At 53.9% G+C, this 23,883-nt stretch carries 12 protein-coding genes; 1 reads left to right on the forward strand and 11 read right to left on the reverse strand.

Annotation, left to right across the window (positions count from 1 at the left end; all coding sequences use genetic code 11):
• Window position 1: 1 nt before the first annotated feature.
• From EAV92_RS12580 to EAV92_RS12605, 6 genes are all read right to left on the reverse strand, one after another.
• Window positions 2-3,022 carry an alpha-mannosidase gene (locus tag EAV92_RS12580; protein WP_123041415.1) on the reverse strand — a complete coding sequence of 1,007 codons (3,021 nt, stop codon included), beginning with the start codon at window positions 3,020-3,022 and terminating at the stop codon, window positions 2-4.
• A gap of 81 nt (window positions 3,023-3,103) precedes the next feature.
• Window positions 3,104-4,363 carry an extracellular solute-binding protein gene (locus EAV92_RS12585; protein WP_241158258.1) on the reverse strand — a complete coding sequence of 420 codons (1,260 nt, stop codon included), beginning with the start codon at window positions 4,361-4,363 and terminating at the stop codon, window positions 3,104-3,106.
• Between the two features lie 278 nt (window positions 4,364-4,641).
• Window positions 4,642-5,568, reverse strand: a complete 927-nt coding sequence (locus tag EAV92_RS12590) for a carbohydrate ABC transporter permease (protein WP_123041416.1) — start codon at window positions 5,566-5,568, stop codon at window positions 4,642-4,644.
• Window positions 5,569-5,571: 3 nt separating this feature from the next.
• Window positions 5,572-6,528, reverse strand: a complete 957-nt coding sequence (locus EAV92_RS12595; RefSeq protein WP_123041417.1) for a carbohydrate ABC transporter permease — start codon at window positions 6,526-6,528, stop codon at window positions 5,572-5,574.
• Window positions 6,529-6,656: 128 nt separating this feature from the next.
• Complete coding sequence (locus tag EAV92_RS12600) at window positions 6,657-7,841, reverse strand: GntR family transcriptional regulator (protein ID WP_123041418.1); 1,185 nt, start codon at window positions 7,839-7,841, stop codon at window positions 6,657-6,659.
• A 143-nt stretch (window positions 7,842-7,984) separates the two neighbouring features.
• On the reverse strand, window positions 7,985-9,988 hold the full coding sequence (locus tag EAV92_RS12605; RefSeq protein ID WP_164472753.1) for a GxGYxYP domain-containing protein: 2,004 nt from the start codon (window positions 9,986-9,988) through the stop codon (window positions 7,985-7,987).
• A gap of 301 nt (window positions 9,989-10,289) precedes the next feature.
• Here EAV92_RS12605 and EAV92_RS12610 point away from each other — a divergent pair, with 301 nt between their 5' ends.
• Window positions 10,290-12,341, forward strand: coding sequence for a GxGYxYP domain-containing protein (locus EAV92_RS12610; protein ID WP_241158259.1), 2,052 nt, complete (start codon window positions 10,290-10,292; stop codon window positions 12,339-12,341).
• A 92-nt stretch (window positions 12,342-12,433) separates the two neighbouring features.
• Here the strand turns inward: EAV92_RS12610 and EAV92_RS12615 are convergent, their stop codons facing one another.
• From EAV92_RS12615 to EAV92_RS12635, 5 genes are all read right to left on the reverse strand, one after another.
• A complete protein-coding gene (locus EAV92_RS12615; protein WP_164472754.1) occupies window positions 12,434-14,239 on the reverse strand; it encodes an ABC transporter ATP-binding protein in 1,806 nt (601 codons plus the stop codon).
• Window positions 14,232-16,061 carry an ABC transporter ATP-binding protein gene (locus EAV92_RS12620; RefSeq protein ID WP_123041421.1) on the reverse strand — a complete coding sequence of 610 codons (1,830 nt, stop codon included), beginning with the start codon at window positions 16,059-16,061 and terminating at the stop codon, window positions 14,232-14,234. Before EAV92_RS12620 ends, EAV92_RS12615 begins: the two co-directional genes overlap by 8 nt.
• Window positions 16,062-16,098: 37 nt before the next feature.
• Window positions 16,099-18,375 (reverse strand): GH92 family glycosyl hydrolase, encoded by a 2,277-nt coding sequence (locus EAV92_RS12625; RefSeq protein WP_123041422.1) that lies wholly within the window; start codon window positions 18,373-18,375, stop codon window positions 16,099-16,101.
• 45 nt (window positions 18,376-18,420) lie between these two features.
• Complete coding sequence (locus tag EAV92_RS12630) at window positions 18,421-20,892, reverse strand: family 43 glycosylhydrolase (protein WP_123041423.1); 2,472 nt, start codon at window positions 20,890-20,892, stop codon at window positions 18,421-18,423.
• A 109-nt stretch (window positions 20,893-21,001) separates the two neighbouring features.
• Window positions 21,002-23,842, reverse strand: coding sequence for a GxGYxYP domain-containing protein (locus tag EAV92_RS12635; protein ID WP_123041424.1), 2,841 nt, complete (start codon window positions 23,840-23,842; stop codon window positions 21,002-21,004).
• Between the last annotated feature and the right edge of the window lie 41 nt (window positions 23,843-23,883).

Below are 23,883 nucleotides of genomic sequence, written 5' to 3' on the forward strand. Positions count from 1 at the left end.
CCTATTGTGGGCCGGCGAGCTTAACCCGCAGCGTCTTGATCTCGAAAGGCGCAAACGACAGCGCCGCCCAAGACGAGCCTTCCTGCAACACGTGAAGGGGCTGTTCCATCAAGTCCGATTCTTCAATGCATTCACAAGCAAGTCCGATTGCGATGTCCGCTTGGGCGTTTGCTCCCGCAGTTTCGTAGAGTCGGAGAATCAGATGGTCGCTGTCCTCCGCTTTCTTCACCGATTCCAGCATCACATGCGGATGATCGATCCGAATGAGCGTGACGGGCTCGCATCGTTCACGTCCCTGCTGCATCTTCCCTTCCGCAAGCGTGAGCGGAACGTTCAATTCATAACCTTTGCGCCCGACCTCGGCCTGAATGGCATCCCCTACATGCGGATAGAGAGCGTATACGAATTGATGGCGCGCCCTGTCCGCCGTCGGGTCGGGGTAATCGGGACTTCTGAGCAGGTTTAGGTCCATGACATGTCCCTGCACGCTATGGCCGTATTTGCAGTCGTTGAGCAGCGCCACGCCGTAGTCCGGCTGGGACAGATCAATATAATGGTGGGCGCATATCTCGTCCTTGGCGAATTCTATCATCGTGTTGCGGGTCGTCGGCCGCTTGATCGTGCCGAACTGGATATCGCAGCTCACTTCGTTGCTGTAAACGCTGACCGGAAACGACACCCGCAGCATGCTGTGAGACTGCTTCCAGTCCGCTTCCGTTTCGAACCTGACGACCGGGTCGGAGGAAGTCAGTATAATTTTCTGAATGAGCTCGGATTCTCCGAACGTGTAGCGTTGCTCGAGGACTGCCCGAGGGCCTTCCACATACGCCGAGCACTTCGCCAGCTTCATCTGCCCGGCAGCCCGATCCCGGTAGTCCCGGGGGAAATCCCACGCATCCCCGTCATCATGATAAACCGTGAACACATTCGCTGCCGCGCCCGGCAAGATCGCTTCGCGTCCCGCCGGCTTGTCGAACACCGAGACGATATGCCCTTCCTCATTGAAGCTGACTTTCAGCAATTCATTCTCGAGCTGCCGCTCGCTTGCCGTCAATGCCGGAACAACGGCATCTACGGTCGCGTCCGCTAGCCTGCAATAGCTCATACCGGGCACAACGACCTTCCGCCAGCTCCCGTCGCCGCCCGCCTGGATCCATTCCCGCCGCTCCCACGGCAATGAATTGAAGACCGCCTTCTCACCGTCCCAGCCCGCGCTTCCCGCCAGTTGCGCGCAAGCTTGCGCCTTCATCTCTCGTACTTCCGCAGTCAGCGCCGCATAGCGATCCAGCGACTCGTCGTATACTCTTGCAATCGAAGAACCTGGCAAAATGTCATGAAACTGATAAAGCAGCACTTCCTTCCAAATCCGCTCCAGCGAATCGGAAGGATATTCCGTCTGGCCGGCCGCCCATTGCAGTGAAGCGAGCCATTCCAGATCGCGAAGCTCTTTCTCGAGTTTCCGGTTATACCGCTTGTTCCTCGCCTGCGTCGTCAGCGTCCCTTGATGCTTCTCCAGGTATAGTTCTCCGCGATACGTCTGGAATTTTCCCGCTTCCTTCTCCAACTTGCGGAAGAAGGCCAGCGAGCTCTCCTGCACGACCGGCGGAAGGCCTGACAAATCCTTCTCCCGAGACAACCGCTCGAGATGCTCTTCGCCCGGACCACCGCCGCCGTCCCCGATTCCGAACAGCATAAGCGCATGTCCGGACACGTTGCGGTCGAGATATTGGCTCTCAATCTTGGCGAGCGACCGCGGGGCAGCCGGGCTGTTGTACGTATCCTCCGGCGGAAGATGGGTCAGCACGCGCGTCCCGTCGATCCCTTCCCAGTGGAAGCTGTGGTGGGGATGGGTGTTGTAGACGCTCCAGGACAGCTTCTGCGTCATCATGTAATCGATGCCGGACTTTCTGAGCAGCTGCGGAAGACTGCCGCTATAGCCGAACACATCCGGCAGCCACAGCACTTTCATGTCTTGGCCGAATTCCTGCTGGAAGAACCGTTTGCCGTAGAGAATTTGCCTGATCAGCGCCTCCCCGCCGGATATATTCGTGTCCGGCTCCACCCACATGGCGCCCTGCGCTTCCCAGCGCCCTTCCCGAATCCGTTCCTTCACTTGTGCATAGAGCGCAGGGTAGTCATCCTTCACCCACTGGTACAACTGCGGCTGGCTGGCCCCGAACGTGTAATCCGGGTATTTCTCCATATTCCGCAGCGCGGTGGCGAACGTCCGCGCCCCCTTGCGAATTGTCTCTCGAATCGGCCAAAGCCACGCAAGGTCGATATGGGCATGGCCGATGGCGCTGACGGATAGTGAAGCGTCGCCGCCGCGCTTCTGCAGCTCGGCGGACAGCAGGACGGCCGCCCTGTCGACGGAATCCTCATTCAACCCCGCTAATATCAAAGAAGCTTCATACAACGACTGCAGCACTTGCGCCTTGCGCGCGCTCGCTTCCGGCAACTGTTCCGCCAGCTCGATCAGCACTTCGAAATCGTAGTACAGCTGTCTGTAATTTTCGTTGCAAATTGCCATGCAAGCTTCTTTCAACAGGCCGCCATGATAGCTGCCGAACAAATCGTTGCATCCGGCGTCGGCCCACAAGTCGACGACCTCTCCACCGGCAGCGCTGTCGCTGACGTCCACAACCCGTTTGCCCGGTAATCCCAGACTATAATCAAAGGTCGAATTGACGGTCGTAAGTCCTTGATAAGGATGACCATCCCGATCGACCACGCACATTTCACCATTAATATCGAGTAGCAGAACGACTTTACGACCGGCTGCGCACTCAGGAACCCGCCCTTCAAAGCGAAACCAGGCGCAATCCCATAACTCCGCCCACCGGTCCCCGGGCTTCAGCGCATTCAGCCGCTCGCCGCTCTCCCGTTCCGAATACGGTACCGGTTCCCGCGTTACCCACGCGGTGACGTTCAAATCCCCAAGCGGTTCATAGATTGCGGTACGCAATCGGGACAGCACCGACTTCGCTCTATCCAACTTGATCTTATCCGATTCGTACGGCATCTTCTCTTCACTCCCTGAATCGACTAGATGAACGCGAGTGGAAAGAGAGCGGGGACGCCGCTCTCTCTCTTCAAAGCTCGCTTATTGCGTGACGGCTTCCGCTCTCTTCTGGGCGTCATCGAGAATGGCCTTAATATCGCCCTTGGTCATCAGCGCCTTCACTACGGCATCGCCCCAAATTTGCCATGCTTTCGAGTTGTCCTTGGCGAACGTCGGCAAGCCTTGTACGTTGCCGCTCATCGCGAGGTAATGCGTGTACAGCGCCGGATGATCCTTCTTGTACGTATCAGATTCCGCAATCTCTTTCAATATCGGGGAACGAACGTTGGAATCCGCAATGAGCTGCTGAATTTCCGGACTGATCATCGCACGGATATATTGGAAAGCCGCTTCCTTGTTCTTCGAGTCCTTCGGAACGGAGTGGAAAGCCGCACCGATCGTTATATCGCCCGGTTTGCCGTTCGGGGAGAGCGGAATCGGCGCCATGCCGACGTCAATTCCTTTGTCCTTGGATTGCTGGGACTGCCAGGGACCGTCGATGATATAGGCGAATTGTTTCTTGTACCAGGCATCGAAGTACGCGCCCTCACTCGTATTCACCATCAAACCCGGCGCGTTCACGGCATTCAGTTCGCGCAGCAGGGCGACCGTTTCAACATTGGCGTCGCTATTGAAGGCCGGCTTGCCTCCGTCGGCGAACGCACCGCCGTTGATCATCATCAGCGCGCCATAACGCAAGTAACCGCCGAAGTTGGCTCCAGCATAGACGCCGCCGCCGTAAAACTTGCCTTTGCCGGCTTCCGTCACTTTCTTCACATTATCAAGCAACTCCGCCCAGGTGGTTGGCGCTTTCTCCGGATCAAGACCGGCCTGCTTCACTAGATCTTTGTTCCAGTACAAGCTGCTGACGCCAGGTTGGGCGGCCAGTCCGTAGATTTTGCCGTCAACTTCCATCGGCTTCCAAGCGGCATCCGCCACTTTCTCGCGAATTTCGGACGCAAGATCGTCCGGGAACGGCTCCAGCAACCCCTGCTGGGCAAAACCGTTCATCTGCGTCTCACCGACAATGATATCGGGAATATTTTTAGCCAGGAAGCCAGCTGTTTGCTTCTGGATCAGCTCTTCGCCCCAGCCCCAATCCTGCATCTTGACATCGATGTTCTTCTCTTTCATTTTGTTGTACAGGATCGTCTGATAATGAAAACCGAACGTGTCGGCCGGGAACACCTTGCCTGCCGTATAGGACGTGTCCAGTCCCTTGCCTTTCAATTCCTTCTCCTTAGGAGCGAGCAGGTCGCCCAGCTTGCCGGTTCCGACGTTCGTGGCTCCTTCTGTCAACACGGTAATTGTTGCCCCGTCCGAAGACTGCGAAGGCTGAGCTGATTCCGAAGGTTTAGTTGATGCCGTCTCCGAAGGCGGCGGTGAATTCGAAGCTTGCTCATTGTTTACCTTCCCGCCCCCGCAACCGGCCAACGCCGTAACGATAAGAGCAGATACCATCCACTTGGCGATTAATGCTTTCAAACGAACCCCTCCATCTCATGATTAATTATACATATAAAACATATCAGCATTTTTTGACTTATTCAATATGGTTTTTATATGTCATTTAATATTTTTTACCCTTTGATGCCGGTGTTGGCCAACCCTTGTACGATATACTTCTGGAAGAAGAAGAAAATCAGCAGGGCGGGCAGGGTAGTGCCCAGTCCAAGCGTAATGATTATCGGATAGTTTGGCGAGCTGTACCCGCCTTTCGCCGCGGAAGTGAGTCTCGTTATAGCGGAAGGAAGCGTTTGCAAGTGATCGCTGTTCGTGTAGAAGAACGGCGTTATGAAATCGTTCCACGTACCGAGAGCAGTCGTGATCGCTATGAATGCCATAATCGGCAGTTGGAGCGGCAATAGAACTTGAAAGATGACCCGCAGCGTTCCGGCGCCGTCCATCTTCGCCGCTTCGTCCAATTCATAAGGCACTTTCTCCAGTGACTGCTTGACGAGAAACATGCCCATGATATTGATCGCCGGACCGCCCAGCAGGTACACCCACCAGGTATCCAGCAGCCCCGTCCCGCCGGTGAAAATATCGTTGCCCCCCGCGTACGGCCACCGGGCATACTGCAGATAAGTCGGAATAAGCGCGATCGTCCCGGGGATCATCTGCGTCGCAAGCAGCGAAAGGAACAGCCCGTCTTTCCCTTTGAATTTCAAACGGGCGAAGGCATAGCCGGCTAAGAAAGAGGTCAGCACGGCGAAGAAGGTGCTGTACAACGTACGGAATAAAGAATTCAAAATGTAAACCCTGACGGAAGTGTCCGTGGATCCGTAGAATAAAATCCGATAATTCCATAGCGTCGGCTCTTTCGGGATTGGCAGGATGCCAAGAACGGTGGTCTGAAATTCATCGCTTGTAAAAAATCCTGATAAGATCATAAAGATCAGCGGATAGAAAAGAACGAGTCCAAATCCCCCCAGGACAAGATGCGCGGCGATATGGCCCACCTTTAGCTTACGGACCGACTTGGTTTGTACGGATACGGAAGCCATATCTTACTTCCTCCCCTTCATCTTGATCGGAATGGTGTCGCTGCGATCCGACTTGGTCGTACGGCGGTAATAGGCCGCGGTGGCGACGAATACGATCACCGCCATAATCAGCGAAGACGTACCCGCCATGCCGAGATTGAAATCCCAGAAGGCGTCGCGGTAGATCCGGAAGACGAGCACTTCCGTCTGACTGTAGGGGCCGCCGCCCGTAATAAACATGACCTGCTCATAAATCTGAATCGCCCCGATTAAGCTGGTAATGACAATGTACGTGGCAATCGGCTTCAGGCCGGGAATCGTGACGTATCTCAGCTTCTGACGGCGGTTCGCTCCGTCGATTTCAGCCGCCTCGTAAAGCGTGACATCCACGGACTGCAAGCCGGCCAGCCAGATCAGCGCCGCGCCGCCGACCCCTTTCCAAACCGAATACACGACAATCCAGAACACGCTCCACGGCACCGAAAACTGCCATATGATCGGTTGATGACCCATCGATTTCAGAATATTGTTGATAACCCCGTTAGTGGGATCTAGAAAAATATTGAAAATCTGCGTAGTCGCAACCGTCGAGGTTACAGCGGGTATATACCATACGGAGCGGTAAATCCCTTTGCCGAACAGCGGCATGTTCATCAGAAGCGCGGCGCCGAAACCGGCGAGCAGCGTAACGCCGGATACAAGAGCTCCCATCCAGATGGATCTCAACAAGGCGTTGTAATACAGCGGATCATGGAAGAAGCGGACATAATTATCGAACCATATGAACTTGGGATGCGCTTGTATGCCGACCCAATCGAAGAAGCCAAGCACAAACCCGAACAGCGTCGGAAATCCGGATACGATCATCCACCAGAAAATCATGGGGCCTAAAATAGCTGTGGCGATAAGGGCATCCCGATGCCTGACAAGAAAACGCTTTAATTTCGTTTGTTTCACCCTTGCAGAAACGGCTCTTTCCATGGCTTCCCCTCCAGACACATATATGCACTATTTAATATATACAATATTGTTTTATTAGTCAATTTAGGCGCATTAAAAAAAGACTCTGAACAAGTCCTTGTTCAGAGTCTTTTAGTTATGGCCGCCGGTTAAACCGGTAGTTTGATTCGGCTTGTCGAGGACCTCACGACCAGTTGCGGCTCCATGGTAATTTTGCTGTACTTGCCCGCTTGGCCGTCATTCTCCAGCAGCCTGACAAGAATATCGGCCGCCTCCTTGCCCATCGTGAACTCCGCTTGGGAAATATGCGTGTAAGAGCCGAATTCGTCATAACCCGATGACGGATCGTCGAAAGTAAGGACCGAGATGTCGGCCGGCACCTTCAGGCCGATCTGCCTGGCGATGTTGGAGATATAAACGCCCAGCCTGGCATTAAGCGTAATGTACGCCGTCGCCATCTTGTTGCGGATGAATCGGTAGAGCGGGTGATCTTCCCGGATATCGGAATAGTCCACCTGGAAGTTCGTCAGAATCATCGCCGGATTAATCATGGCGCCGCGCTGCCTTAGCGCTTCCATGTAGCCGGCTATCCGATCGCTCACGGTAATGGTAGGCAGCGGCGTATCCGAGCAAATGGCGATATCCCGGTGACCGAGATCCCATAGGTGGTCGAGCGCCAATTGGGCGCCCTTCTGGCTATCCGTGCACACGAAATTCGTTTCGATGCCGGCCAAATATCGGTCGATCAGCACAAAGGGGTATTTTTTCGTCTTGAGCGCGAGAATTTCCTCATTGTACGTCTCCGCATCGCTAGGGAAAATAATGAGACCCGACGTTCCGTCGGCGATGCTTTCCAAAATCAAATTCTTCTCGGTGTCGATATCATTATTGCTCAGCGCTACGTATAAATGGTATCCGTGCTTCTTTAACACCTCGTTAATCCCGTTAATCAGACGAATCGCGAAGAAATCGACAACTGTCGGAATAATCAATCCGATGGTCTTGATCTTCTTCCTGTTTCCGGAGTGCTCCGGCATCACCGAACCGTCGGCGATGCCGGTCCAGAGCGACGAGTAATCCCCTCGCCCGCGACTGTCGTCTGCGTCTGCGGGCACTTCTTTCACGAAGCTGCCGCGGCCCGGAATACGGTGAATCCACCCCTCCTTGGCCAGCTGAACAAGCGCATTCGCAACCGTTATCCGGCTCACCCCGAACTGCTCCATCAATTCTTTTTCAGACGGTATTTTATCGTTTGTCCGCAGCACTCCGCTTACAATCTGTTCCTTGAAGTGGTCTTGTATTTGCATATACAGCGGCAGGCGATCGTTAGACATACATGCTTCTCCTTAAACTCAAAATACACGATACTCGAATAATATATCATTTATAGCTTTTAGTCAAATGGGTGGATATTCGACAGTGTTCAACATCATCAAGATCCTGCTGGATGAGGAATAAGCCCCGGCAGGCTTGGCGTTCAGTTCGACGGTCCGATCGACAAATGATGGTGCTCGCGAATTAATTGGAAGTACGTGTCAGGTCGAACGAAGACGATATCCTTGTTGTCCTTGAACTGGTTGTAGGCGTTCACGAAGCTCTGGTAACTGACTTCCCAAGGATTGGCTTGAATGCCCAGGAACGCGGGGGACTTCCCGTCCCAACGGTCAATTTCATTCTGAATCGGGAAGATCAAATCCCCTTCCGAAGCGCCGTAAACGACGTTCAACTCCTGGCCGGGCATCGTTTCTCCGTAAATCGTGATCTCACCCGATCCGCCCTGCGAAGTAAAGCCGAGAAGTGACGGCGCATGCTTCGCGATGCTGTCGCCGACATTCGGATTCAGAAATCCGTTCACCGTGTTCCACTCCGTCACCACCCGCAACCCGGCACGCTTCATATAATCATTCGTACGAGAGAAGTAAAGGTCCAGCCCGTGCTGATCCTTCCACATATTCGGATACGTGTAGCCCAGGCCGGATGGACCGGAAATGAATGCATCGTTCTCCGTTGCCGTGCGATGGAGATAATCCAGGATGCCGGGCATGGCATCCAGCATGAGCGGGGAAATCGTCCAGCCGATCGGGATCTCTCCCCGGTTCGGGAGCGCCCATAATTTGCTGAAAAAATGCTCCATGTACTGCAGGTTATCCCCATCGCTCATGATGTAGGACACATATATTTTGTTTTCCAGCGGCGGCTTGGCCGGTGTTTGCACCGGGGTGATCTTGCGGGAGGTGCCGCTGAGCACGGACAGATTGGAGGAGAAATCCGCCGCCACCGTGGCTAGGCCGAACTCCGAAGTTTTGATTACGCCCTGTCCCTCCGCCGGCCACCACCCCAAGTACAAGCCTTTGCCGTAGGGCATATCTTTCAGAAATTTGTCCAGAACGGCTTCTTCCTCCGGTACTTCCGGATTCAACCAAACGACGGACGCCCCGATTCCCATTGCGTATTCGCGCAGGTGCGTCTTAAGATCGGGCGTTAATCCGATGATTACCCTGTGGGTCGTCTTGGGCCAATAAGTTTGGTAGAGATATTCGTAAACCTCGATCTTGCCGGGGAAGCGGCCGCGTAAATCTTCCAGAATCGGCAGCTTATAAGGGTCCGCGGTCAGCTTCGGGACAAGCGAAGGCGGCGCTACGATCGCATTCTTCAGCCCGGCAATTGTCGTCGCCAAGTTATAAGTGTCTGGCACTTCCGGATCGTAGATGACGATGCCCTTGACTTCGGAACGGTACTTCTTCAGCAGTTCCCAGTTGTCCTTAACCTTGGCGTAACCGAGTCCGACCGCCTTCAACCAGGAGGTACCCTCGTCGCTGCGGCTGTCGTCGTAAATACGCGGTTTTGTTTTGTTGACGACGCCCCTCAGCGATTCGAACATCCCGACTTCCGCTTCCCTGACCGGCGAAGCGATCTGGATGTCGTATAGTTTCAACGTCGACTTCCCCGTCCAGGTCACGTTGATTTCAATCGCCTGACCGGCGGATACGGCGAAAGGAACTTCAAACGCCTGGGATGCGTTCTCGTTCCGAAAATCCCAATTGGTCACATCGACTGCGCCAAGCGCCGCGCCCGTCGCCTGATCGCGAATTTCCAGTCTGACGACGTTTCCGTTATCATCCGCAAATCGGCCGACGCTCATATTCACAATAGCTTTGCTATCGCCGGCGGGAACATCCGCGATGTCCGGAACGCGCAGAAGCAAACCCGCCTGATCTTTCCCCTCCTCGGCCAGCCATCCGTCCCCATCCTTCCTTCCCACTTCATGGCCGTACGCCTCGTCCTCCGCTTCATAGATCAGCTTGTCGGCCAAGCTGATCAGATCCAGCGTCGGCGCCGGTTCGGGAAATGAAGGCAGCGCCTGATCCTCGGGCCAGCGAATTCCCCCGCGATGTTCCATCCCATTCCAAAAGACCGCAGCTGCAACCGCCACAACAAGCACGCATGCCGCCAGGCTGACGATCGTTCTTTTCCGTTTCAAGCTGTCTCCTCCCGTCTTGACCGTACTAACGCAAATGATATTTACAAATGACATATTAGTCAATATATTTATGTCTTTTTGGTTTATACATCAGGGGTCTTTGGCCTTATTCTGCTTTAAAAAGAGTCGTTTTATAAGAGTTTTTGTCGATTCTATTGAAATTATTATGTACAATATATTAAATATAACTCTAGAGGGCCGTTTACTCGAAGCTTTATCGCGCCAGGGCAGGAGGTGTAGCGGTCAGCAGGCGCCAGGACGACTCCATCCATTATTTTTTAAAAAAATGAGGTGGTTCATCGTGATTCGAAAGAAGCTTATGACTTTCAGTCTTGCCCTATTGTGCTCCATACCGTTTACAACCGGCGCTACGGCTTCTTCGCCTGACCCGCAAAATTCGATTACCTGGTCCAGTCAGCAGGAACTTCCAAGTTTCAAGAAAGCCAAGCAGCTTGAAGTCGCCGATATTTACGATGCGCCAGGGGATATCAAGCTGATGTTGGCCACATTGCAAGGGATCGTCAATCGTAAGGAGCCCCGCATCTACTTGATCGAGCATATCGAAGAGGGCAAATATAAGTGGTTGGAAGATCTCGATGTCCCGTATACCGTTCACGATAACTATTGGGACCTTGTAAAGTTGTTCAAAAACGAAGTGAAAGGCGTCGTAGTCTACGACCCGAATGTCCCGGATTCCATCAATGTGGCCACGACGCTTGCGGGAGTGAACGATGCCATTGCAGTCGGCCCCGAGCTTGCACAGCAGTTGGCAGACGCACCCTATAATCTGCCGGTTGTCGAAGACCTGCGGGGGCGGTTCAAGGATCGACTGGACGCCTACACCTGGCAGTACGAGCACTTATGGAGCCAGACGACGCACCGAATGCTGATCGGCCTAAGCCCCGACACAGCCATCAGGTTGCCTTCGGACAATTTCTCGTCATTCAAGACGATCGCGCAAGAACCGACGCAAGAACGCGATGCCAAAAACCGCAAAGTATACGACCTTGACCTGACCGATTTCCTTGGCAAATCGTCCGTCTTCCTTCGGTTCGAAGACGCCTTCACACAGGATGGTTGGGGCCCTGCCGTGCATGAAGTGACCGTGAAGGCGGACGGCCGGACGATCGCGCAATTCGTTCCAGGCACGCCTGAAGAGGCGCCTTATCTGTACGACAGCGACGGTTCCCAACTGTCCTCAGGGAGCGGCGGACACCGATTCGCGGACAACGGACGCTACTTCGTTTACCAATTTACGCCCCCCGAGGGCACGAAGCAGTTGACCGCCTCCGTCGAGATGTGGAACCAGTTCAAAGTTTCCGCAAGCAACGTGCAGCCGGTTTCCTCCAATCGCAAAGAGCCCTACGGCTATCTGCGGGATTATGCCGTCGCGAACAAGGCGATGGTGTTCTGGCTTGATCCGAACGATCCTCCGCAGAAGGCGCTGTTCGAACGCATTCTATCGGACGTTAAACCCGGCACGCCCTATCTTGGATGGTTCAGCAATGACGTCTCGGGCGAGTTCAGCGGAGTCGAAGTCACGTCCAGCCACGGCGTATATGTACTGGCAGCTGATTGGTTCAGCAATTTGACCGTTTTTGGCGGCACCCAAGTAAAGAATGCCAATTCGAAACCAGTCAAGAAGCTAAAGCTGGAAAACAAAATCTATGTCACGTATACGTTCAGCGAAGGCGACAACTTCCAGTACAACCAGCACCGACTGCGGAATCTGTGGGACGACCCCGGCCGCGGCCAGGTGCCGATCAACTGGACGTCCAGCCCGCTCTTGTACGACGGCGCGCCAGCCATATTGGACTATTATCTCAGCACCGCTACGGACAACGATCAGCTCGTCGCCGGTCCTTCCGGAGCCGGTTATTTCTACCCGAACGTATGGCCGGACAGCTCGTTCCCGGATTTCCTCAAGCGGACGAAGAACTATATGAAGAAAACCGGCATGACTGTCCCATACGTCCTGAACCGGATCGGCGGCGAGAATGTGCCTCTCAGCGAATCGAAGGCCGCCGCCTACCACGATGAGTATCGCCCAATCGGCATGTTCCTCAGTTGGGAAGACCGGTACGGAGTCCAAATTGTGGACGGCGATTTGCCGGTATCAACGATCCGCGGCATCGGCAGTATTCAGGAAGGTAAGAGGGTACTGGACGAAGCCAAAGCAAATTGGGACGGCAAATCGCCGCTGTTCGTCTCTCTCGGCATACTGGCCTGGAACATGAATCCAACAGACATCGCGGAACTGAACAACTCCCTCGGGTCGGATTTCCAGGCCGTGCTTGCGGATCAATACTTTGCGCTGATTCGCGAAGCGAACGGATTGCCCGCTAATCCTTGATTCCGCTGCTTATTTGAAAGTCATAACAGCCCGAGGCTCGAGAACGATTCGAGCTTCGGGCTGTTTGAGGTTTACCCGCCTTTGCTAGCCGATCATGCGGATCGGTAGCGGCCGGCTTGCAGTTCGAACAACCTGGCATAATTGCCGCCAAGTCGCATGAGCTCGTCGTGGCTGCCTGATTCGACGATCCGTCCTTCTTCCATCAGGTATATTCGATCGGCAAGCCGCGTCGTTGACAATCGGTGGGAGATGAAGATCACGGTTCGATCCTGTGCCGCTTCGAGCATTGCCTTATTCAGGTTGTACTCGCTGATGGGGTCAAGGGCGCTTGACGGCTCATCCAGGATGAGTACAGAGCACGGCTTGGCAAACGCCCTCGCGATCGCGATTTTCTGTGCCTCGCCTCCCGAAAAAATCTGCCCTTCCTCGGAGAATTCACGGGTTAGTTCCGTCGCGAGCCCTTGCTCAAGTTCGTTCAAGCGACCGGCGAAATCGCTTTTACGTAACGCCTCCTCGATTCGCGCCTTCAACTGCTCGTCCTTCTCCGGCACCCGGTCCATCCAGACATTCTCCGCGAGCGACGCGGCGAAGAGCTGAAAGTCCTGGAAAGCAACGCCGAATAGATGGCGATATTCCTCGACTCGGTAGTCTTTAATATTGCTGCAGCCGTACGCGATCTCCCCTTCCGTCGGGTCATAGAGCCGCAGCAGCAGCTTGATGAGCGTTGACTTGCCGGCGCCGTTATAACCGACAATGGCGATTTTCTCCTTCGGACGAATGCGCAGATTGATTCCTACTAGCGTCGGCTTATCATTATTTTCATAAGTGAAGCTCACATTCGTAAGGGTAATTTCCTGCACACCAATTGGCATTTCGGCCGGAAGCGCGGGATCCTTCATCTGCGGTTCATATTCCAGGAACCCTCGCAGCTTTCGAATATAGTAATGGTTTTTCTGGAACTTCGCCAGGGCATCGATCAGGTTGTTGAAGCTCCATCCCAGCGTCCATACGCCATTGGTGACGGCGGCCAACGTTCCGTAGGTGATCGACTGCAGAACGATGGCTTGATAGGCCACGATGGAGAAAAAAACGCCGTCGAGCAGGAATTCATGGAATCCGAAACGGGTGGTGAGTTTAAGCGCGATCAAACGCGGCGAATACTTGTGAATCACGCTTTGCATGGCAGCGTTGGTTTTCCGATAGTCGTCCAATAGCGGAGCGGCGATCCGGCTCGTCCGTATCTCCTTGGCATAGTCGGGCAAGTAGAACACACGGCTGATATAGTTTTTCTTGCGCTCGAGCGGCTTCGTTTCCAATTCACGCTTGAACTCGACCTTGTTGACGGCAAGAGAAATCAAGAACCGCGCGACGATGCTGACGGCCACGAATGCGAATGCAATCGGATTCAGGACGAACAGCGTGCCGGCAATCCCGGAGACGGTGATGACATTCTTGAGGATCGCCGCGACTTGGTCGAGTACGTCTGCTGCCTTACCTTCCGTTTGCGAAGCTGCCCACACGAAGTCATTGAGGAACTCCGGATCGTGATAGCAGGCATAATCCATTCGAATCGCCTTTTCATACATTTCCTGCTGCATCGCTTTATTCAATTTGTTAATCTGCACGGGTGCAAAGATCTCATAGACGTAGCCGGCAGCAGTTTGGATGATCGAACCATATAGCAAATAACCTCCCGCCACGAGCAGCACCGGAACAATCGACTGTTTTAACATCACCGCGTCGATCACGAACTTCATCAGCAGGATGCCCCACATCACATCAAAAAAGCCGAATAAAGCCTGCATCAGAAGATGAACGAACGCATAGAGCGGAACAGTCCGGAAGACGTAGCGCAGCATGAAAATGTTGTTTCGAATTCCTCCTGCCTGCCTAGACAATCGTCCTCTCCTCCTCCTGGTAGCTCTCTGCTTGCTTGTGAAACATCTCGGCGTACTTGCCGTTCAGAGCCATAAGCTCCTGATGGCTGCCGCATTCGACGATTCGGCCATGCTCCAGCAAATAAATCCGATCTGCCAATAAGGCGGACGAGAGCCGATGAGAGATGAACAGAACGCTGCGGTCTTCTGCGGCTCGCAACAGCAGATCGAACGTCTTGTACTCCGCCACCGGATCCAAGGCGCTCGATGGCTCATCCAGGATGGCGATTCGGCTGTTGCCTGTGAAGAGCCGGCCGATGGAGATTTTCTGGATCTCCCCTCCGGAGAGAACAAGACCCGCTTCATCGAATTCACGGGTTAAGACAGAGGCCGTAGAGCCGCCTAGACTTGCAATTTTCGCATAGACGCCGACCCGCTCCAGCACTTCCTGCGCCTGTGCATGCTCACTATCGGCAGCCCTGCGCATATATAGATTGTCGGCGAGCGACATCGCCATCACCTTGCAATCCTGAAAGACGGTGCCGAATAGCTGCCGATAGTCATCGACTGCATATTCACGGGCATCATTTCCATTCACACATACGGCACCGGTCGTCGGATCATATAACCGCATGATCAGCTTAATCAGCGTCGATTTCCCGGCGCCATTGTGGCCGACAAGAGCGATCTTCTCGCCTGGCTCCACGGTCAGGCTGATGTTGCGCAGAATCGGTTCGGCGTCAGCCGAATAGGCGAAGCTTACGTTTATCAGCTCCAACTTCGGCTTTTTGTTGTCCGAACGCAGACCCGGCTGACCCTGAGCGATGGCCGGTTCATACTGAAGGAACTCTCGGAGATTATCGATGTAAAGGCTGTTTTCCTGCAAATTCGTAAAAAAAGTCGACAGATTGGCCACAGCCCGGGATAAATTGTTAATCGTATTCAGCAACACGACAAATGAAACGATTTTGATTTTGTGAATAATCAGAGCACTGTAGGCAGCGTATAAGATGGATAATGGAAAAGGCGCAACCATTCCGAATGTATCATCGAGAGCCCGGTATTTGGCTGCTTTCCTCCCGATTCCCAGGAAGTTTGCGCGCATGACGCCAAGCGCCCGATCGTAACGGTCCAGCAGAACGGAGAAGATCGCGCTCATCCGCAGTTCTTTGGCATAGCTCTCCAGATAGGCCACCCGATTCACATAATTTTTAACCCGGGTGGGGGCAGTATTCGCTTGATTCAGCTCGAAGGTCGCACGGTTGCGCCGGACGGTAATCATGAATTTGGTGGCGATCGGGATCACCATGAATACGAGGGCCACCGGATCCAGCAGGGCTGCCGTGACCAACAGCAGCACAAAAGAAACCAGCGCGCCCGCGAATTCTGTAAGATTATCCAGGACGAGGGCCATCCGCTGATCTGCTTCTTTCGCCGCGCGTGTGTATTTATTGTAGAACTCGGTGTTCTCGTAACAGGCCAACTCTACATCTGCCGCTTTGGCGAATAGCATTCGATTCAATTCCTGAGAGATGGCAAGGTCGCACACCGGCTTGTAACGGTTCTCGAACCATTCGGAAACCGCCATCAAGAGAAAGACGATCAACAGCATAGCAGAAATAAAGATCAGAATTCGCGAATATGGCGTATTGTTCTCTATCGCGCTGAACACATAGCTTATAAACAATATAGAATGCAAATAATTAACGGTATAATTCATAATCGTGAGGACGAATTGCAGCACGACTCGGCGTGGTGCAGTCCTATAGGCGATGCTGAGAAAATACTTGTTGTTGTTCCAATAAGCAAAATATTGCTTGAAGACGGAAGCCTTATCCATCATCGGGGTCGGATCCTTTCTGCGATTTCAATCCCCACCTTCAACCTCCTGCTTCGTGCGAAGTCATCGATGGCGGGGCATCCTCCGGGGAGCTTCCCCATGACTTGTTCGGCCTCGGCCCCATCTCCAGCGCAAGATGTCCGCCGCTTATCAATTCCGCATGCGAGAACCAAGGGCGCTGATGCGGCCGGCCGTTGAGGACGGCGGATTGGATGTATTTGTTCGCTATTGAGACATTGCGCGCTTCTATGACGAATGTCTTGCCCTCGCCGACATGGAGTGTCGTCTTCTCGAAAAGCGGGCTTCCGATATCATAGACGGGCCGCCCGGGGCACACCGGATAGAAACCCATAGCGCTGAATACGTACCAAGAAGATAACGAACCGATATCATCGTCTCCACACAGACCAGCCGGCCCGGCGTTATACATCAGACATTGAATATCGCGGATTCGCCGCTGCGTTTTCCAGGGAGCTCCGGCATAATTGTATAAGTACGGGATATGAAAGCTGGGTTCATTCCCATGGGCATACATCCCGATCAGCCCTGACATATCGGGAAATTGACCGAGAAACCACGGTTTCTCCATAATGTATTGCTCCGTAAACAACTCGTCGAGCTTTTGAACGAAAGCCCCTCGCCCGCCCATAAGCCTGATTAATCCCTCCACGTCATGCTGCACATGGAATGTATAGATCCAGCTGTTCACTTCGGCAAAATAACCCTCCCCGGCAAATCCGCCGGACAGCTTCGGATCAAACGGCTCGACCCATTCCCCCTCCGCCGTTCTGGGCGCCATCAACCCCAGGTCCGGGCGAAACAGGTGGCGATAGTTGCCTGCGCGTTGAAGGAGCCGATCGGCTTCCTCTTCCCGTCCCAGCTTGAGGGCCACTTGGGCGACGCACCAGTCGTCATAGGCTCTCTCTAACGTAACGGATACGGATTGCCGGCGGTGCCAGGGATCAACCTCAGGCACCCATTCGTCAACGCCGACATCGGGGACCCAGGTAATCTGATTGGGCATCTTCTCCATGACGAGGTCCCAGAGCTTTTTCCTCCATTCGTCCGGATCCGCTACCTTCGCTTCCTCCCTTACGGGGAGTGCCGGAAACCAGCCTTGTTCATGGTAAAAGCGGTCCAGTTCCGTAGCCGGCACCGTCCTCCAGGGAATCAAGGACATCTCGGTGGCGTCCTTCTTCATTCCTTCATAGGCCTTCTCCAAATCGATATTATCCAATCCTTTCGAACAGGCATCGGCAATGAGCGATGCGGCATGATGGCCGATCATCACCGCATGATCTCCGCCCGGATAGGGAAACTTCGGAAGCAAACCGCCCTGTTCGAATGCTCTTACCAATGAGTACACCATATCTTCGAACACACGCGGCTCGATAATGCTTTGCAAAGGGCGGGCGCAGCGATAGGTATCCCATAGTTGATCGCTTGTGTAGAAATCCCGCCCCTCCGCCTCGTGGACTCTGCCGTCGAAACCGCTGTAATATTGGCCATCCTCCGTGATTTTCCGCATGCGTTGAAGCGTGCGGTACATCGCCGTGTAGAAGATCGTCCGCTGTTCCTCCGTCCCTCCTTCGACCTCGATCGAGGCAAGCGCGCGGTTCCAGGCTTCGTGTGCCCGGGAGACGGCAGCGTCGAAGTTCCAGTCCGGCAACTCTTGTTGCCGGTTGGCGCGGGCCTGTTCCAGGCTGATGTAGGAGATGCCTGCTTGCAGCTCGATGGGCTCCCCCTGCCGCGGCTCGCAGTTCAAATAGATCCTGTGGCTTTTGTCGACAACGCCGAAGGAGGAGGCAGCCGTTTTCAGTTCCACGCTAAAATAAGAAACATATCCCTTCTCGGCACGCTCACCTTCAATGATGCGGCCATCATTGCGGTGAAGTTTCGTATGTTCTCCGCCATCTATCGTTACGTAAGCAATTTCGTTGGAGTGAAAACGGAAATATGCGCTTCGATGGCCCACGGTCATTTCAGCCTCGATGTCAGAATCCTCCAAGAGGACTCGATACACATAAGGCCGAGTTTCCTCCTGATCATGGTCAAATGCGGAGGCGGCCGTTTCCCGCCGCTCGGACAATGGCTCCTTGGAAACCATTACCGAAGCCGGACCGAAGGAGAACCCGAATATTTTGTCCGCCAAGAACTTGTCTCCAATGCCCGGCGTAGTGACAGGATCGACCTCCATCATCCCGTGAGGAAGCTGCACGGTTGGAGACGTGGACCAGGTTTTGTAGGACAACGTCCCGATATTCGTATTCACGTACGAAGCCCAATTATGATCTTCCGTTGCGGTTGTTTTCTTCAAGCTTATTCCTCCATATCGTTCTTGTTCTCTTACTTTGAAAACCGCTTACCGGCTTCTCCGATGTTTAATGCTGCGATACCTCTGATAAAGGAGTAACCCCATACAGACAAAAGCAATGAATAAAGCTGCGATGATGCCGATTTGCGCGAACCGACCATCTCCGTCAAGCGAGAATAGAGAGGCTTTCGACGAAGCCGAAGTGTCGGGCCCGCTTGCCAATCGGATGATTTCCTCATTCGACAACACTCGGTTATACAATCCCACCTCATCAATCGTGCCGTTGAAATAATCCGTGCGGCCGCCCCGCTTGGCGGCTCCGACTACGACATTGCCGGCTGCGACCCATCCCGTGGAAATCTCAGCCGTTCCCTGCAAGTTTCCGTTCACGTACAACCTCAGTTGACCGTTCGACCTATCGTGCACGCCCACGAGATGATACCAGGTGTTCAATAGAGGCACCGTCGTAGACACCGCACGCGTAACTGCGGAAGCGATCTCGTCGGAATCCGTAACGCTGAAGGCGAACCTCTTGCCCGTTTCGTCGCCGAACTGCAAGTTGAACCCGCTCACGTTGCTCCCATCCACGCTGGCAACCGTCTGCCTTCCGGATAAACTGTTCAGCTTCACCCAAGCCGATACCGTGAAGTCCGTTGCCGAGTCGATCAAGCTATACCTCTTATCCAAATTCGACGAGGAACTGCTGACGAAACCGTCGATGCCGTTCAAGCTGATCCCGTTCCCGATTATTCCGGCCGAACGCGTCACTCCGCCATTCAAGATGCCGTAATCGCCAAAATTCAGCTCCGTACTGCCGGACTCGTCATTCGCGTTGCCGGAATCTTCATCGAAGTTCCAGTACAAATTCAAATTCGGCGAGTCCAAATATTCCTGCTTCGCAATCCCGTCCGACAAGGGGTAAGCAAACGTTCTTACTTCATCGATGACGGCGTTCGCGAAATCGGTTCGGGCATCGGAATATTGGCCCGCACCGATAATGGTTGCCCCCGCTGCCTCCCAACCGGCACCTGCCGTTTGAATCCCTTCGAGCTTGCCGTTAATGTAAAGCCGCAGTTGATGCAACGTTTTATCATAGACACCTAATAAATGAGTCCACTCCCCGGTTTTCGCAATCGTGTTCGAATACACTCGGTTCGCCGAAGCGGATGAATCGTCCGCTCCAGGCATGCCGAAGGCAAATTTATTGTCGGCACTTTGGCTGTATTGAAGGGAAAATCCACTCACATGTTTGCCGTCTTGGCTAACGAAGGTTTGATTGCCTTTAAGCGTGTTTAATTTCACCCACGCCGACACAGAAAAGCTTTCGTTCGTATGGACGGCGGTTGAAGCGCTCGCAAAAGCGCCTCCCTTGAAATTGTAAGCCCCATCTTCTTTGCCATTCTTCCATGAACCGGACCCGTTAATCGATCCGGGATGAGGGACAGGTGAAGCATCCGCCGCTGAAGCGCCGTCCAATTCGTCGAATTTCCACCAGCCCGTCAAGCTATATTGGCCGTTTGTCAATTTCCCTTCCAACGCACCATTCGTCATTGTAACTGGCTTGATCGTGCCGTCCGGATTGAAATTCAATTTGTCGATAGCCATATACCGCTGCTCGCCTTGGACATAACCGACAGGATGCTTGTGATACCCGATGTACCAATCATCGGCTCCCGCTTTGAATAAAGAGTGGTGTCCGGGGCCGCAGCCAAGCGGCGTCTGGATCCCATCCGTCGTAATGATGACACCCTCGTCCTCGAACGGACCATAAGGCGAATCGGATCTTCCGTAATGAACGTTATAGGTGCAATCTGTCCAACCGCCGGTAGACCAACTCAAATAATAGGTGCCGTTGCGCTTGATCATATACGAGCCTTCTTGGTATCCGGTACGATAAGGCACCAGCTGCGTCGGTTCCGGATCCGCGAAAGACTTCATATCGGGATTCAATTTGCGCACGCATAAGTATTCCGTTCCGTAATAGAGGTAAGCCTGATCATCGGTATCAATGAATACAGCAGGGTCAATATCTGCATAACACGGCCAAATGCGAGGATCGCTAAGCAGCGGCCCGCCGATCGCATCGGAGAAAGGACCTGTAGGACTGGCCGCGGTCGCCACCCCGATTTTGCCGTCGCAGGCCGAGAAATAGAGATAATAGGTACCGTCTTTCTCAATGACGTCCGGCGCCCATGCCTGCGTATCGCACCAACTGATACTGGCGAAGTCGAAGATGACGCCTTCGTCTTTCCAATGGACCATATCGTCCGAGGAGTAAGCATGATATTGGCTATTGTATGAGGATGTAGAATTCGTTGGATAAATATAGTATTTGCCGTCAAACACACGGACGCTAGGATCAGCATACCAACCGGGCATAACCGGGTTGCCGATACGATTCGGATGCGCCGCTTCTGCGGGAACTGCCGCCATAACCATGAGGAGCGTCATGAAAAATAAAGATAACAAGGGTTTGACCTTACTTGCCATCTCATCACCTCTTCGTTGAATCGAAGCCATCACGCAAAATAACTATATAACGCCTATTGTTTATAATCAATATTATATTTATATTTTATATCCAACAAAAAGAAAACTGCCGCAACACGCGGCAGCTTTCAAGCACTCCTTAATTGATCGTTATGCTATCCGCCGTGAGGACGGAATTGTCTTGGAAGAAAACCCTGAATTCCAGACGATGATTGAGCGTTGTTTGGTTAAAGGTGAGATTGAAATCCTGATACTGGTTGGCCGACGTGAACTGCTGACGGGTAATGTTGGACTGGGCGACGACGGCTCCCGCCGTAGCATCCCACACGTCGATCGTCGCAACGACCGCGTTATCCAGCGTATTGTTGTCAACTTTGAGCCTGTAGGTGACCTTGCGATTGCCGACCGGAACATTGGGGTCGTAAGGTCCGTATACCATATGCCCCGCCGTGTCGAGCGAAGCGTTCGCCTGCCATCCGTCCCCGCTCGCGCGTCCGACGGCATGGCCCAGGACGGAACCCTCCGCTTCGTATTTGCCGAGACGGGTCGTCGTCGTCACTTTGTCGATGTTGATCATGGCGTTATCCCGGTAATACGCCCTAAATTCAAGCGCGTGGCCGGCGGCGTTATTGTAGGTCAGACTGAAGTCCTGATACGTGTTGTTCGCTTTGAATTGGTTTCGGTACACGTCGACTGCGGCAAGCGTTAGCCCGGTCGTATTATCCCTGACGTCCAGCGTGACGACATTGTCGTTGTTGCCCGCAATGGAGTCGATCTTCATACGGAAAGTCGTCGAAAGCTGCCCTGCCGGGAACGAAGTGACATAAGGGCCCCACAGCATGAAACCGGGAGCGTCGTCCGCCACGTTCGCCGTCCATCCATTGTCGAAGGACCGTCCCACCGTATGGTTAAACGGCGAGGTGGCGTAGCTCGTATTTTCGGCTTCGTACGTCGCGATGATCGAAGACGGATCCGTGGGCAAGTTCAAGCTTTCGCGCATCAATTGGAAGTAATTATCCGGTCGGACGAACACGATGTTGGAATTGCCGCCGTAGTGGTTGACCACGTTGATGAAACTCTGGTAAGTCGCGTCTTGCCACGGATTGGTCTGAATGGAAACGAACCGGGGCGAAGTTCCGTTCCAGCCGGAGATCGCTTTGTCGATTTCGGAAATAATCGAGGCTTCGGAATAACAATACGTCGCATTCAACCCTTGGCTCGGAAGGAGGTTATTGTACAACGAGATGCTTCCTCCGGCGTTCTGAGCGGTTAGGCCCAGCAAGGAAGGCGCGTTATTCGCGAAGCTGTTCCCGACGTTGGTATTGATGCCGCCGTTGATTTGGTTCCATACCGTCACGACTTTCAATCCCGCGCGTTTTAAGTAGTCGTTGGAGAGCGAGACGAAGCTGTCGAGATACGCCTGGTTGCCCCAATAATTCGGGTACGTATAGCCGATGCCGGACGGTCCCGAGATGAGCGCGTCGTTCGGAGTCGCCGTGTTGTATAAGTAATTCAGAATGCCCGGCATCGCGTCGAGCATCGCCGGAGATACCGTCCATCCCAGCGGAACTTGCCCTCTGCCCGGAGCATCCCAAAAACTTTTGAATTTGTGCTCCAGGTACTGGAGATTATCTCCGTCGCTCAAAATCAATGAAACGTAGATTTTGTTCTCCAGAGGCGGTTTATTCGGGACCGGCTTGACGTTGACGGTCCTCGACGTGCCCCCGAAAACCGTCAGGTTGGACGCGAAATCGCTGGCGACGGTGGACACGCCGTATTCGGACACCCTCGAAACGCCCGTCCCTTCATCCGGCCACCACCCCATGTAGATCCCGCTTCCCGACGGCATGCCCGAAAGAAACTGCCGCAAAATCGTATCTTCGGCCGGGACCCTCGGATCCAGCCACACGACCGCGGTTCCGACGGCCGTCGCGTAATCCCGCAGGAAACCTCTCAAATCCGGATTCAATCCGATCAACAGCTTATGCGTGACCTGGGACCAGTAGTTATTGTATAAGTACTGATACACTTGCGTTTTGCCGGTGAATTGTCCGCGCAAATCGTTCAGGATCGGCAAATTGTAGGGCGCGGAAGTCAGCCTGGACACCTGTGCGGGAGAAGCGACGATCCCGCCGTTCAACGACGCGATGGTCGTCGCCAAATTGATCGTGTCTTTCACGGCGTCATCGTAAACCACGATTCCGTTGATTTCGCTTCTGTACTTGGTGAGCAGCGACCAATTGTCCGACACGTCGGCATGGCCGATTCCAAGCACGTTCAGCCAGCCGTATTTGCCTTCCGCCCCTCTTACTGCGTCATCGTAGCTATCGATGCGGGGAGTGGTTTTGTTGACCAATCCTTTTAAAGTCGTGAACAGGAGCGCGTCGTCCAGATTCGTTTTCGGAACCGTTCCCACGGCACCTACTTTGTTGTAAGCTCCCCCGCGCCAGTAAACCCGGAATTCGAGCGCATGTCCGGCGACGGCATTATTGTAAGGCAGCTCGAATCTCTGATAGGCATATGTCCGGTCCCATTCGTTGCGGGTGATGTCCCGGGTCGCCAGGATGGCGCCGGTCGTATTGTCCCGAACGTCAACCGTTACCATCACCGCGTTGTTGGCCGTAAAGTTGTCGATGCTGATATCGTAAAAAGCGGTATTTTGGCCGACGGGTATGTTGGTTGCGTATGGTCCGTAAACCATATGGGCGTTCGGCGTGTCGATTCCGGTCTGGGCCAGCCAGCCGTCCCCGTCAAGGTGACCGGTATTGTGGCCCACCTGGGGCCCTTCCGCCTGATAAGCGAATTCCGTCGTCACGTCCATGACGTCGAGCGTAGCCGCGGGGGTCGAGAAAGAAGGGAGAACCTGCCCCGCAGGCCATGAGACACCTGCGGCGGACGCGACCGGCACCGCCGTGAAATTGACGGCCGCCAGCAGAACGGTTCCTATTAACGCGGCATATAGGGATTTACGAGCATTCATCTATGAACCTCCTTATTAATGGTTCAAATCGTCTGCCCTTG

Source organism: Cohnella candidum, assembly GCF_003713065.1.
Classification (GTDB): Bacteria; Bacillota; Bacilli; order Paenibacillales; family Paenibacillaceae; genus Cohnella; species Cohnella candidum.